Origin of the sequence: Roseovarius sp. BRH_c41 (assembly GCF_000961715.1) — a bacterium.
In the GTDB taxonomy this organism is placed as follows: domain Bacteria; phylum Pseudomonadota; class Alphaproteobacteria; order Rhodobacterales; family Rhodobacteraceae; genus Roseovarius.
On sequence record NZ_LADY01000060.1, the window covers coordinates 119,826 to 133,421 of the forward strand.

Genomic DNA, 13,596 nt, shown 5'->3' on the forward strand with positions numbered 1-13,596 from the left:
TCGCGCCGCGCCGATATACCATCGGCTTGCACCTGCGCGTGCAGCCAATCCGAGAACTCCGGAACCATAGGATCGTTTTTGCGCGCAACCGAAGAGGCGACCGAGTAGATCACGAAGGGCATTGTCACTGTATCGAAGTCGCTCACATGATCCGAAAGGACCAGTTTGCAGCAAACGGAACAACCCCCTTCCAGAAATTTGCTGCGCTTGCGGCATAATCATGCCCGCAGGTTAACCTTTTCAAAGCCTTGCTAAAGTTTGCGACAGAACCGAAACACGCGGGGGGCGGGTCCGTCCTGCCCCCCGCTCTGTTCCCTGACCGTCAAAGGGCGGAATTCAGGGCTGTTGCGCCTTTGAAATCCAAGCGCGCGTCTGCTCCAGTATCTCGTCCGACAAGGCACCATCATCGACGGCTCGGGCAAGGATCATCGCGCCGACCATCGCCGACCATGAGCCTATCGCCGCCCGACGCGAGTCTTGGCTGCACTGATCGGACAGCGCGTCGGTGATTCGGTCAATCTGCGCCTGTAGCCCGGCGGCCATCGCGGCGCGCGATTTGGCAGGCTGTTGGCGGGTGTCCGAAGCGAGCGCTGCCGTCGGGCAGCCTGTGGCGGCGCGGTCGCGGTGCCGGGGCGAAAGGTAAGACTCAAGATAGGCGTCAAACCCGCGACTGACCCCCGAATCCCCGGCAAGGGCATGCTCCAGCGTCTGTGCGATCAGATCGCTTTTCGAGCTGAAATGCCCATAGAAACCGCCATGGGTCAGCCCAGCGGCCTGCATCACCTCGGCCACCGACACCTGATCAAAGCCCCGATCCTTAAACAGGCGGCTGGCTTCGGCAAGGATCCGATGGCGGTTTTCTGCCATCTGTTCGCGGGACACTTTCATGGCTTGACCTCTCTGTTTCCTGCTCTTGACATATTCATGATGGTCATCATATTAGAGATCAATCATGATGCGTGTCATGAATATAGCCCCGATCCAGAAAGAGAGCAATGCCATGACCAAACCCACAGTCCTCATCACCGGCGCATCGACCGGAATTGGTGCGATTTATGCCGACCGTTTCGCGCGCCGCGGCCATGACCTTGTGCTGGTCGCCCGTGACCAGGTGCGGATGGAGGCTGTGGCTGCCCGTTTGCGTCAAGAAACCGGCGTAGCGGTCGACATCCTTCAGGCGGATCTGACGCAAGCCACCGAGCTCGCCACCGTCGAGGCGCGGCTGCGCGACGACGCCAGCATCGGGATTCTGGTCAACAACGCCGGAACCGGCATCGGCGGCAGCTTCATCGAGCAAAGCACCGACTCCGTTGCGCAGCTTGTGGCGCTTAACACCACCGCGCTGCTGCGGCTGGCCAGCGCGATTGCGCCGCGTCTGGCGAAATCCGGCGAGGGCGCGATCGTCAACATCGGCTCGGTGGTCGGACTGGCGCCCGAGTTCAGCATGACGGTCTACGGGGCAACCAAGGCTTTCGTGCTGTTCCTGTCGCAGGGGCTTAGCCTCGAACTTGGGCCGAAGGGCGTTTACGTCCAAGCCGTGCTTCCCGCCACGACGCGCACCGAGATCTGGGATCATGTCGGGGCTGACGTCAACACTTTGTCCAATGTGATGGAGGTGGGCGATCTGGTTGACGCGGCGCTGGTCGGCTTTGACCGCCGCGAAACCGTCACCATCCCGCCGCTGCCTGATGCCGGGCAATGGGAAGCCTATGACGCCACCCGCCAAGCGATGCTGCCCGGTTTTCGCAATGCCCAGCCCGCCGAACGCTACCGCAAGTCGGCCTGAACGAACACGCCACAGCAACCGTGCTGAACGAACGCAATTCCCAACCGAAAGTCTGAACATGACAAACAATGCACTCTTTCAACCGGTCACGGCACCGTAAGCTTAATGCACGGCCTCCATTGATGTGCGATGGGGCCGCATGATCACAACCAACACCGCACCGCTTTATCACCGCCACCGATTTCCACCTGAGGTGATCGCCCAAGCGATCTGGCTGTATTTCAGGTTTCCGCTCAGTTTGCGGATGGTCGAGGATATTCTAGCCGAGCGAGGTATCATTGTTTCGCACCAGACGATCCGAACCTAGGCTGAGAAATTTGGACGTCATTTTGCCGCCGACATTCGCCACAGATCGGCCGGTAAATTTGATGGCAAGTGGCACCTCGACGAGGTCGTGATCACGATGCGCGGCAAGAAGCATTGGCTGTGGCGCGCGGTTGATAAGGACGGATTTGTTTTAGACGTTTTGGTACAAAGTCGTCGCAATAGGGCCGCAGCTAAGCGCATCATGCAAAAACTTCTGAAGCGGCAAGGGGCAGCCCCGCGTGTCATGATAACGGACAAACTCCGGTCATACGGAGCGGCAAAACGCGAAATCATGCCCAGTGTTGAACACCGATCGCACAAGGGTCTGAACAACCGATCTGAGAATTCGCACCAACCGACGCGACAACGGGAGCGAGGGATGAAGACGTTCAAATCACCTGGTCATTTGCAGCGGTTCCTGCCCATCCACGATCCCATAGCCAACTTGTTCCATCTTCCGCGCCACGAAATGCCGTCCACCGACTTCCGCGAAATGAGATCGCTCGCCATGCAAATTTGGCGCGAAATCGCTCAGGTTGAAGTCGCGTAAGGATCAAACTGCTAGATTCCCTTGGCTGGAGTCAGTTAACTTTACGGTGCCGCCCCGCCCTCAGCCATCTTGAGGCGGGACAGGCTCGTTCATGACGGCGCGCACGGTGCGGGTCGTAATATCTTCGCCCGTGTTCCGGTCGATCAGCATCGGTGCGATCGGCTGATTGGTGCTGCGCGACAGAAGGGTCACCGCCGATTCACCTTCCAAAGGAACGTGCGCATTGGCCCAGTCGATCAGAGAAACGAGTATGGGATAAAGCGCCTTGCCTCTGTCCGTGAGCCGATATTCGTACCGCACAGGGCGATCCTGATAGGCCTCGCGCCGCAGAACGCCGTCGGCCTCGAGAGTTCTTAGACGATCTGCAAGGACATGACGCGTAATGCCCAAGCGGCTCTGCATCGCATCGAAGCGCCGAATTCCCAAAAAACACTCCCGAACAACCAGCATCGTCCAACGGTCGCCAATGACGGACAATCCGCGGGCAACTGGGCATGCATCTGAGTGAAGCTCGTTCCATTTCATACCCCTCTCGTATCAGGAATTGACAGGTTCCGGAAGGGAACTTACACATATAGAGTTCCCTTTTGGAACTTATTGGCTGAAAAGCCGTATTGGGCGCGTCTGAAGAGGGCAGCATGCAAATAAAAGAACGGTTCTGCCTCGCGAGGCAACATGCCTTATGCGGCTCGCCTGCATCCTGTTTTCGCGTGAGAGAGCGGCAATGAGCGAGGTTTCTCTTTCGGAAAACACTGAAGCTCCAAGTGCCGCTGCCACGCTGCGGGCCTCTCGCACGCGCGCGCTTTTGACTGCCCCGATCGGACCGACTTTGCTGAAACTGGCCGCGCCGAACGTCTTGGCAATGTTTGTTCAAGCCGCCCAGAGCGTCGCAGAGGCGTATTATGCCAGTGTGTTGGGGGTTACGGCCCTTGCGGGGCTCGCGCTGGTGTTTCCTCTCGTCATGCTAACGCAGATGCTGTCTGCGGGGGCAATCGGCGGGGCGGTTTCCGCCGCGATTGCGCGCGCCCTCGGGGCATCGCAGCAGCAGCGCGCCGCGACGCTAGCGTTGACCGCCGGCCTGATCGCCGTCGGGTTTACACTTGTGTCGGCGGCGCTGATGGCGACAGCTGGGCAAGCGGTGTTCGCCCGTCTGGGCGGTGGCTCTGACGCCATCACGGCAGCATCTACCTATGCCGCCGTCTTCTTTCCGGGCTGTCTCGCCATCTGGCTCTTCAACACGGCCCTCAGCGTCATTCGCGGGACTGGTGACATGCAGACGCCTTCCCTCATGCTGCTATTGGTTGCAACCGGATCCATCCCGCTGACAGGCGCCTTCGCGTTCGGTTGGGGCCCGTTCCCCGCCCTTGGCATCGTCGGGCTGCCGATGGGCCTAATCGTGGCCTACAGTATTGGGGCGCTTGTCGCGATCACGCTGATTGCCACGGGCAGGACCGGACTGATCTTCTCTGGCGCGGCACAACGGATTGACGTCGGTATGTTCCGCGACATCCTGCGCGTTGGAATGATGGCATCGGTGAACACGGTTCTGACTGTCTTCACGACGGTGGTCATGGTCGGCCTCGTCGGGCAGTTCGGCGAAGCGGCCCTCGCAGGCTATGGCCTCGGGGCCCGTCTTGAGTTCTTGATGATCCCCGTGATCTTCGGCATCGGCGCAGCCATGACCGCGATGGTCGGGGCGAATGTAGGCGCAGGTCAGACCGACCGTGCGCTGCGGGTGGCGTGGACTGGATCACTGGCAGCGGCAGTCATCGTCGGGGGTATTGGGCTGATCCTAGCGATCGTTCCGGACCTCTGGCTCGGCCTGTTCCTTGATCCGTCAAACGAGGCCGCGCTCGCCGTCGGGCGCAGTTATTTCCGCATCGTAGCCCCTTTCTACGCCTTTTTCGGCGTAGGCCTCGCGCTCTATTTCGCATCTCAAGGTGCTGGCCGCATGTTCTGGCCCATCATCAGCAGCCTGACCCGCGTAACCGTCGCGGTACTTGGCGCATTCGTTCTAATCCAAGTGACGCCGCTCGGAGTCCGCGGCGTCTTTGCCGCGATTGGCCTCGCAATGCTGGTCTACGGGCTGGTCATCGGGATCGCCATTAAACTGAAGCGCTGGCAGGAGAGACCGCAATGACACTTCTTTACCTTGAGGATTTCACGCCCGGCCGGACCTTCACAACGCGCAGCCTGACGGTGACGCAAGACGACATCATCGCCTTCGCCACTCAGTTCGACCCACAACCTTTTCACCTAGATCCAGAGGCCGCGACTGCGACGTTCTTTCACGGTCTCGCCGCCAGCGGCTGGCACACCGTGGCACTGACGATGCGTCTTCTGATCGGATCGGAGATGTCACCCGCCGGCGGAATCATCGGCGCCGGTGTCGACGAGCTCAGCTGGCTGCGGCCGGTTCGACCGGGCGACACGTTGCGCGCCGACAGCGAGATTCTTGAGGCCCGGCAATCGAGATCGCGTTCGACGCAAGGCCTGATCAAGGCGCGTGTTGTGACTCTGAACCAGAACGAAGATCCCGTTCAGCGCTTTGTCACCAATCTTGTCGTGCAGACAAGGCCGCTCCAGCCAGAGTGACGACGCGGGCACCGTAAAGTTAACCGACTCCAGCCAAGGGAATCTAGCAGTTTGATCCTTACGCGACTTCAACCTGAGCGATTTCGCGCCAAATTTGCATGGCGAGCGATCTCATTTCGCGGAAGTCGGTGGACGGCATTTCGTGGCGCGGAAGATGGAACAAGTTGGCTATGGGATCGTGGATGGACAGGAACCGCTGCAAATGACCAGGTGATTTGAACGTCTTCATCCCTCGCTCCCGTTGTCGCGTCGGTTGGTGCGAATTCTCAGATCGGTTGTTCAGACCCTTGTGCGATCGGTGTTCAACACTGGGCATGATTTCGCGTTTTGCCGCTCCGTATGACCGGAGTTTGTCCGTTATCATGACACGCGGGGCTGCCCCTTGCCGCTTCAGAAGTTTTTGCATGATGCGCTTAGCTGCGGCCCGATTGCGACGACTTTGTACCAAAACGTCTAAAACAAATCCGTCCTTATCAACCGCGCGCCACAGCCAATGCTTCTTGCCGCGCATCGTGATCCCGACCTCGTCGAGGTACCACTTGCCATCAAATTTACCGGCCGATCTGTGGCGAATGTCGGCGGCAAAATGACGTCCAAATTTCTCAGCCTAGGTTCGGATCGTCTGGTGCGAAACAATGATACCTCGCTCGGCTAGAATATCCTCGACCATCCGCAAACTGAGCGGAAACCTGAAATACAGCCAGATCGCTTGGGCGATCACCTCAGGTGGAAATCGGTGGCGGTGATAAAGCGGTGCGGTGTTGGTTGTGATCATGCGGCCCCATCGCACATCAATGGAGGCCGTGCATTAAGTTTACGGTGCCATCAGATAATGCTGCACGATGCCGCGAAGGCCCGGTTCGGGGAAGCTGCGCAGCAGCGATGACAAACCTCGCGAAGGTCCAGTTAGGGCCGTTGAAGTCGATCGACGGCGGAGAGTGGAAGTTCGCTGCGCTCTGCGACAATGGCCACTACTATTTTCGACGCGCAAGCTATGAAGCCAGCCATCGCCCGGCTTCATAGCCCGGGCGACGACGATACCGGGTGCTGTGCGGCCTCACCTGAAGATCAGAAAGAGACCGCTGACAATTGCAAAGACAAGCACGGCCAGACGAAGCCCCGGCCCGCTGATGCGGCTATGGGTCAGCCGCGACAGGCCACTTCCAAGCAGCACAGCGGGGCACAGATACAAGGCGGCAAGAAGTTGCTCCTGACCGATCCGTCCCGCGCCTGCGAGCACAATCAAAGAAAGAACCTCGCCCGCCAGAAAGCACACGGCAACGGTCGAGCGCAAAACCGGTCCTGACGCATGTTGATATAGCAGGGCCAGCGGTGGCCCCCCGATTCCTGTCGAGGTTTCGGTGATGCCGGTAAACAAACCGACCCCAAGCGCGGTAGGCTTGTTTGGATCAAAGGGGCGTGCAAACAGCGCTGCACCAGCCGCAATAATAGTGAACCAGCCAACGGCCAGATCCAGTTGACTTGCAGACAGTGCGGCCAACAGCCAGAGCCCGGCAAATGTGCCCGCAAACCGCCCGACGGTGATCCACTTTGCGCCGTTCCAGTCCACATGTGGCCGCTCGCGCCACGCGACAAGGCTGTTCAGCGGCAGCATTAGGATGAGCAACGTGACAGGAAGCAGGTCGGGTCGCATCAGGCCGATGATCGGTGCCACAATCAGTGCAAAACCGATGCCGATTGCACCTTGAACGAACGCAGAGGCAAACACGATCAAAGATAAAATGAGAAGCAATTCAACGGTCACGATGTGCGTGCCTTCTTGTGTGCTGCGGCAACCGGATGAATGCGTTTGATGTCAGACCTCTCAATCGCGTTGCCCGCATGCGCGCGGATCTCTGCCAGCAATGCGCGGGCATCCCAATCGACAGGCCAGCCCTGCCACAGCCGAAGCTTGCCTTGGGTGAATACCGCATCGATTTGGTCGCGGTTTCCGTAACGCACCAACTCCCAGATCAAATCATAGGTCGGCGTGAATTCGGGCCGATCCAGATCAACCAGAAGAAAGTCCGCCTCAAGGCCGATTTTCACCGCCCCCGTGACCTTAGACAATCCCGCACTGTCGGCGGCACGGCTGGTTACAGCTTCCAGCCAAAGCCAGCCGCCGCCACAGGATGAATCGCCAGTCGCCAGACCGAAGCCTGCACGCTGAAGGCTTTCGGCGGCATCCATCAGGCGAAACCCGTCTGCCCGTGTGCCGTCAGTCCCCAGACCAAAGCGAATGCCCAAGGCCTCCATCTGCAGGGCCGGTGCAATGGCATTTCCCTTCCAGACGCTGGCGACGGGGTTGTAGGCAACCGCTGTTCCGCTGTCGCGTAACAGGTTCAGTTCAGTTGGTGTGACCAATGTCGAATGGGCAATCAGAACATGCGGTCCCAGCGCACCGATGTGCGCCAGATGTTCCAGCGGACGCATGCCACGATCCACAAGAGACCTTTCGACAGCGACAAGGTGTTCATTGACATGGGTCTGGAAAATGGCCCCAGCCTGACCAGCCATCTGCGACACATCACACAGCATCTCATCGGTTCCGACTTCGGGAATGGAAATTGCCAACGAAGGGTGGATCAAGGGATCGTCTTGCCACCCGTCCAGATGGCGCTGCGCCCGATCCAGAATGTCCGCCCGGTCAGGGATATGTGCAGTACCGCCCAGATCGTTGCAGATCAATCCGATCACACTGCGCAGTCCGGTTTCCCGTGCCGCCTGTGCCAGTGCGTCGATGCATCCTCTCGAACGGGTACCTGCATCTACTGCGGTGGTGAAGCCTCCGCGCAAACACTCCAACGCAGATAGTTTTGTCGATAGATAAACCATCCGCTCGGAGAGGCTGGATTCAAGCGGCACCCAGATACGGCGGAAAATCTCGGACGGCTCGCCAAACACCAGCGACTTTCCAAGAGACTGTGTCAGATGCGTGTGGGTGTCGATGAAACCCGGCATCATCAGATGATCGGGAAGGTCAACCGGCGACAGGTCAGGATGACAGGCGGCAAGCGCCGCTGCATCGTCGATTTCGTGGTACTTACCCTTTCGGATAAGCACCCCTTTCCCGCTTTGACATGCGCCGTCAGCATAGAGCTGTCCCGGCAACAACAACAGATCGCCTTGGGCGGCCAGACGCTCGCGAAGGGCAGTCATACGCCTGTCTCCGCTTCGGCCACGGCCTGTTCGGTCTCACTCAACGTCCCTGCGCCGATATGGTAGAACAGGGCGTTGATGATCACGGCTGTGATCGTTCCCATCGCCAGACCGTTTCCAAGGATCATCTGGGACCATTGTGGAAACTGGCTGTAGACGCCGGGCACCAGGATGGGCAGCAAGCCCAATGACAGGGCTGTGGCCAAGGTGAACATATTGCCATGCTCACGCAGGTCGACACGGCGCAACAGATCGATACCGATAACACCAATGATGGCAAATACGATGACTGCAGTGCCCCCGACGACCGGCCCCGGCAAGGCAGACGCCAATCGTCCGATTGGCGCGATCAAGGCGATTACAACCAGAATGACGCCGGCAACAGCAGTCACATACCGTGATTTCACGTTGGTGGCGCGCACGATACCGATGTTTTCGCCAGATGTGATGATTAAGGATGTGCCAAACAAACCACCAACCAGAGATGTCAGCGCATCACCACGGATCGTTTTGGGCACGATTGCGTGCGCATCCCCACGTCGACCGACAATCTCAGCTGTTGCAATGGTCTGCCCTGTCGCTTCGGCCATCGAAATGATGGAAAAGACAATCAGCGGCAGGGCGGCAAGTAGGTTGAACGTGGGCATGCCAAAGGGAAACAACTGAGGGACGGCAATCGCTGGACCGGTTAGAACACCGGACAGATTGACCTGTCCCAGCGCCATCGCAATCAGCGTACCACCGACAAGACCCAGCATAACCGCAAGGCGTTGTAGTGTGCCCTTGAAAAATCGGGCAAAGAGCACTGTCAAAACAATGGTGGCCAAGGCCAGTCCGATCTTCACGGGGTCAGCAAACCCTTCCGATCCGGGTTTTCCCGTGATCGTGCCTCCGTAGATCCGCACAAGGTTGATCGAAACGAGAAGCAACATGGTTCCCACGACGATTGGCGGAAAATAGGCCAACAGCCTGCGGAACACCGGCAATGCGATAAAATAGAAGATCGCCGTCATGATCACTGCACCGACAGCGGTCTGGACATCGGTTTGCATAGCAATCGCCAGAAAGATCGCGATTGGCGCGCCACCCGGCACCATGATGAAAGGCAGGCGCGCACCAAATCCCGCAGGGCCAAAGCTTTGCAGGATCGTACCAAAGCCGCAGATGAGGAATGTCGCGCTGATCAGTGAAACGGTTACCGCATCATCAAAATTCAACGCCTTTGCAACGAGAAATACCGCGGTGATCGGCGATGCCGCCATCACTAGCACATGTTGCAGACCAAACAGGATCAGGCTGCGCAACGGCAGCACCTCATCGGTTGGGTCGTGTGGTTCATCAAGTGTTGTCATTTTTTTCTCCCTGTTGTCGCAAAATTCAGGAACGCAGCCCGAAACGTGGCGATGCAAATCGGTTTGCACGAGCTTTATCTAGCAGAAAATGTGATTCGTGCAAATCGATTTGCAAATCTCGGCCATTCGTTTAACTTTGGTCAAAGAGAAGCGTTCTTGATCTCGGGGTGAAATGAGCAAACCGACAATAAGCGATCTGGCCCGTCTGGCTGCAGTCTCGAAGACAACTGTTTCCCACGCCTTCAGTGGTCGGCGGCATGTTGACCCCGAGACTTGCAAGAAGATTAAGGACTTGGCACGGGAAATGGGCTATCGCCCTAATCGGTCGGCGCAATCCCTTCGCACCGGACGGACAGGCATGATCGCACTTGCATCTTCGATGCCCTTCTCGATTGCAGCCGGGCCATCGCGGCTTGGGTTCTTTATGGAAATCGCAGCGACCGCTGCGGTCGCATCGTTGACACGCAATCAGGCACTTTGCCTGATCCCGCCGATGGAGGCAGACAGCGAGCTTGATGCCATTGCGATGGATGGTGCCATTCTGGTCGAACCCTTTGCGGACGACCCCATGGTGGACCGCTTTTTTAACAGCGGTATCCCGGTCGTTTCAATCGGACGCGTGCCGGGGCGGGATGACATTCCTTTCGTCGATCTACACTCTTATGCGACCGCCCTTATGGTCCTGAACCACCTGCGCGATGCCGGTGCCACCAAGGTCGCCCTGATCACGGGCACACAACGCCGCAATTCCTATCTGGAGACCGAGGCGGCCTATACCGCCTTTTGTGAGAACCACAGCATCCCGCTAACTCTTGTCCGCGTAGATGAAGCCGGAGGGGAAACTGAAGCCGAACAATGTTGTACTGCCTTGCTGGCGGATCATCCCGACCTTGATGCCCTCTATGTGCCCGTCGACGCATTTGCCTCCGGCGCCACCAAAGCAGCCAAATCACTGCATCGGGCTGTGCCGGAAACTTTGCGTTTGGCCACTCGATATGACGGTTCACGTGCAAAGTTGGCTGATCCGCCCCTGACCGCGGTGGATCTGCATTTGGACGAGCTCGCCAAACTGGCCGTTGATCTGTTGATCCAGACAATTGAAGGACAAACCGGCAGGAATTTGATTTCCCCTATGCCGGACTTGGTGCCCCGCCAGTCATCTGGGCAGTGAGGGCGGATTCTGTTGAAAAACACCGTGCTGCGGCCGCAGAGATTTCGCCTTTGAGCGTGTCGTAAGCGCCTTTCCTATCAGACTTTCAGGGGGTCTGTTGCATTAACTAACCTGTCGTCGCAGGTTTGGTGTGTTCATGATGATGGAGGTGCCGATGGCGCAGCGCAAGAACCCGTTCAGGCGGCATCGGTTCCCGCGTGTTGAACGCTGTGAAGGTCCGACATGGTGGGATGGCAGCGCGTGGACACGTGCCGCCATCCCGGTTGGGTCAGGCTTCTTTCGGAACCGGTGTATTCAGCAATTGCTGTTCCCACAGGAGGGCGATGCCGCTGCCTCCGCAATGCTGGATCAGGAGTTGCCCCAATTCTTCGGCGTGCTCGGTCCAGGCCCAGTCGCGCTGCCATTCGGCGACCACCGCCAGCCAGGTCATCATGTTCGCACCCGCGCCGGTCATGCGTTGGATGGCGACCTCGTGGGCCTCGACTGAAGTGCCGCCGGACGCATCCGTGACGACCGTCACGTCCCAGCCATCACCCAGTGCATGGATTGTTGGCATCGCCACGCAGACCTCGGTCCAGAGACCGGCGATGATGAGTTGCTTGCGACCCGTGGCCTTTACCGCGTCGACGACCTTTTCGTCCTGCCAGGTGTTGACCAAGGTCCGGTCGATGACCTCCTGGCCGGGAAATACATCGGTGATCTGCGGAAAGATTGCTCCGCCCCGACTGGCGATGACACTCGTCAGGATTGTCGGGACATTGTATGCCTTTGCGGCTTTCGCCAGCGCCGTCGAGTTGTTGACCACCATGTGGGGATCATGGCTGTTCAGGTTTGCCAGTTGATAGGGCTGGTGGTCGATCAGAACGAGGACGGAGTCTTCGGGGCGTAGAAGTGAGTCGAGTCCGTTGCGAAAGGTCATGGGTGCCTCCTTTTCATGTGCTGTACTCAGCAATGGTTTCTCTCAGTGTGGCGGGCGCAAACTGCGCGTCTGCCTGCGGCGGTATTGCCGGTTCCCACCTGGCGGCGATAGTGCCGTGCGCCGGTACACTGTGTGCAGCGATCCGGGACACAACCCTGTGACCTGTGCGGATAGACCGGGTGTCCGGGTGTCGGGCGACCACCGAAAATACACGAAATATTGGGGTTTGAAGGACGGCAGGCGACTACTCTTCCTGCAATGATCCCGAAGCCGATATGCCCGGTTTTGCGAAAACCGGGACAGAGCTGGATGCTCCCTGGCAGTCAATGGACTTGCAATGTAAAGCGATCGTTTTACATTAGGGCACGCGAGCGCTGGAAAGGGGACCCCATGGATTTGACACGCAAGCTCATTGCGACCGCACAAAACAGCCTTCCGGGCGCGGGTGCGTGAAATCGTTTCCGAAGAGCTTGGACGTGACAACCCCGACCTGGCCGAGCAGGTGCTTCTGCTTTGCGAGGGTGCGACACATGCAACGGTTTATCGGGGCGCGGCGGCGATAACAGCTGCGAGATTGGCGGCAGCTGTCTTTGTCGAAAAAGCACGATCATGAGCCCGGCCCTGCGCATCGGCGCCACGGGCTTTGGCCTGATCGCTGTTTGTTACGGGTTCGCCCGCTTCGCTTTTGGTTTGTTTCTGCCGCAGATCGACGCCGATCTCGGCCTTGGACCGGAATTGAGCGGCGTGATCTCCGGTGGGTCCTTCGCCGGCTACTGCGTCGCGATCATCGTTTCGGCCGTGCTGACCGAGTGGATCGGCGCGCGGGCCGTTGCCACCACGGCGGCCATCGTTGCAGCCGTCGGCATGGCAGGCATCGCGCTGGCGCCGTCGCCGATGGTTTTAGCTGTCGTCGTGATCGTGGCCGGGTTAAGCACCGGATTGGCCTCTCCGCCGATGGCCGAAGCCGTGGCGGCAACCGTTCGCGCGAGGCAGCAAGACGCCACAAATACTACGATCAATGCCGGGACCAGCGCGGGTGTCGCCCTGTCCGGGCCGATCGCGCTGGCAATGGCAGGGCAGTGGCGGCTTGCCTTCGCCTGCTTCGCGGCCCTTGCGGCAATCCTCGCGGTAATCGCCGTGATCTCGTTGCCTGCATCCCGCGGCGGTACGCGGCCGGGCGGGGTTCCGGCCATTACGGGGCAATTGTTCCGGCTGGTCGCGGCAGCGTTCCTGATGGGCGCGGCGAGTACGGCGCTGTGGTCTTTCGGCAGCCAACTGATATCACAGCGCCTGGATTGGGGCATAACCGCATCGAGCTTCCTGTGGAGTTGCATCGGTGCCGGCGGAATCGCCGGGGCCTGGGCCGGGAGCCTGATCGACCGCTTAGGGCTGGAGCGCGTTCACTGCGCGTTCCTTGCCATGATGGCGGCCAGCATCCCGGCGGTTGGCTACACCGTGGCATCCACAGCGACGGCGATGCTGGGCGGCGCGGTTTCTGGGGCGTCCTATTTGATGCTTACGGGGGTCTACCTGGTCTGGGGCCTAAGGGTCCTGCCGCATCGTCCGGCGACAGGGCTGATGGTGGGATTTTTGACGATTGCCGTAGGGCAAACCGCCGGCGCACCGATTTTCGGGGTTTTCCTGGCAGCCTTTGGCGCGGGGCCGACCGTAACGGTATTCGCCGTGCTTGCGCTCATGACAGGCCTTTTTCGGCCCCAAAGGGCCGGGTCGCTCGCCGCGACATGAATCCGGGCTCGA

The 13,596-nt window shown here is 59.1% G+C and carries 11 protein-coding genes and 2 pseudogenes; 6 read left to right on the top strand and 7 right to left on the bottom strand.

Features of this window, described 5'->3' with window-relative positions:
• Positions 1–336: 336 nt before the first annotated feature.
• A complete protein-coding gene (locus tag VR71_RS19015; RefSeq protein ID WP_045686177.1) occupies positions 337–888 on the bottom strand; it encodes a TetR/AcrR family transcriptional regulator in 552 nt (183 codons plus the stop codon).
• Positions 889–1,000: 112 nt separating this feature from the next.
• Here VR71_RS19015 and VR71_RS19020 point away from each other — a divergent pair, with 112 nt between their 5' ends.
• Together VR71_RS19020 and VR71_RS19025 are read left to right on the top strand one after the other, a co-directional pair.
• A complete protein-coding gene (locus VR71_RS19020) occupies positions 1,001–1,786 on the top strand; it encodes an SDR family oxidoreductase (protein WP_085978790.1) in 786 nt (261 codons plus the stop codon).
• A gap of 142 nt (positions 1,787–1,928) precedes the next feature.
• Positions 1,929–2,642: pseudogene (locus VR71_RS19025) on the top strand (IS6 family transposase).
• Between the two features lie 60 nt (positions 2,643–2,702).
• On the opposite strand, the gene VR71_RS19030 reads toward VR71_RS19025, so the two are convergent.
• The gene (locus VR71_RS19030) at positions 2,703–3,167 is read right to left on the bottom strand and encodes a helix-turn-helix domain-containing protein (protein ID WP_040650478.1); all 465 of its coding nucleotides are present in this window, start codon (positions 3,165–3,167) and stop codon (positions 2,703–2,705) included.
• 199 nt (positions 3,168–3,366) lie between these two features.
• Between VR71_RS19030 and VR71_RS19035 the strand changes: the two genes are divergently transcribed.
• The gene (locus VR71_RS19035) at positions 3,367–4,782 is read left to right on the top strand and encodes an MATE family efflux transporter (RefSeq protein WP_045686179.1); all 1,416 of its coding nucleotides are present in this window, start codon (positions 3,367–3,369) and stop codon (positions 4,780–4,782) included.
• Complete coding sequence (locus VR71_RS19040; RefSeq protein ID WP_009817420.1) at positions 4,779–5,237, top strand: MaoC family dehydratase; 459 nt, start codon at positions 4,779–4,781, stop codon at positions 5,235–5,237. The genes VR71_RS19035 and VR71_RS19040 overlap by 4 nt, the downstream gene beginning before the upstream one ends.
• A 58-nt stretch (positions 5,238–5,295) precedes the next feature.
• Here the strand turns inward: VR71_RS19040 and VR71_RS19045 are convergent.
• From VR71_RS19045 to VR71_RS19060, 4 genes and pseudogenes are all read right to left on the bottom strand, one after another.
• Positions 5,296–6,009: pseudogene (locus VR71_RS19045) on the bottom strand (IS6 family transposase).
• Positions 6,010–6,294: 285 nt separating this feature from the next.
• Complete coding sequence (locus tag VR71_RS19050) at positions 6,295–7,002, bottom strand: sulfite exporter TauE/SafE family protein (protein ID WP_045686180.1); 708 nt, start codon at positions 7,000–7,002, stop codon at positions 6,295–6,297.
• Positions 6,999–8,396: an amidohydrolase family protein gene (locus VR71_RS19055; protein ID WP_045686181.1), complete on the bottom strand. Its 1,398-nt coding sequence runs from the start codon at positions 8,394–8,396 to the stop codon at positions 6,999–7,001. Before VR71_RS19055 ends, VR71_RS19050 begins: the two co-directional genes overlap by 4 nt.
• Positions 8,393–9,817 carry a uracil-xanthine permease family protein gene (locus VR71_RS19060; protein WP_296430616.1) on the bottom strand — a complete coding sequence of 475 codons (1,425 nt, stop codon included), beginning with the start codon at positions 9,815–9,817 and terminating at the stop codon, positions 8,393–8,395. The genes VR71_RS19055 and VR71_RS19060 overlap by 4 nt, the downstream gene beginning before the upstream one ends.
• A gap of 103 nt (positions 9,818–9,920) precedes the next feature.
• Here VR71_RS19060 and VR71_RS19065 point away from each other — a divergent pair, with 103 nt between their 5' ends.
• The gene (locus VR71_RS19065; RefSeq protein ID WP_040650480.1) at positions 9,921–10,919 is read left to right on the top strand and encodes a substrate-binding domain-containing protein; all 999 of its coding nucleotides are present in this window, start codon (positions 9,921–9,923) and stop codon (positions 10,917–10,919) included.
• A gap of 268 nt (positions 10,920–11,187) precedes the next feature.
• Here the strand turns inward: VR71_RS19065 and VR71_RS19070 are convergent, their stop codons facing one another.
• On the bottom strand, positions 11,188–11,838 hold the full coding sequence (locus VR71_RS19070) for a hydrolase (RefSeq protein ID WP_045686183.1): 651 nt from the start codon (positions 11,836–11,838) through the stop codon (positions 11,188–11,190).
• 609 nt (positions 11,839–12,447) lie between these two features.
• Here VR71_RS19070 and VR71_RS19080 point away from each other — a divergent pair.
• Positions 12,448–13,584, top strand: coding sequence for an MFS transporter (locus VR71_RS19080; protein WP_045686184.1), 1,137 nt, complete (start codon positions 12,448–12,450; stop codon positions 13,582–13,584).
• Positions 13,585–13,596: the final 12 nt, after the last annotated feature.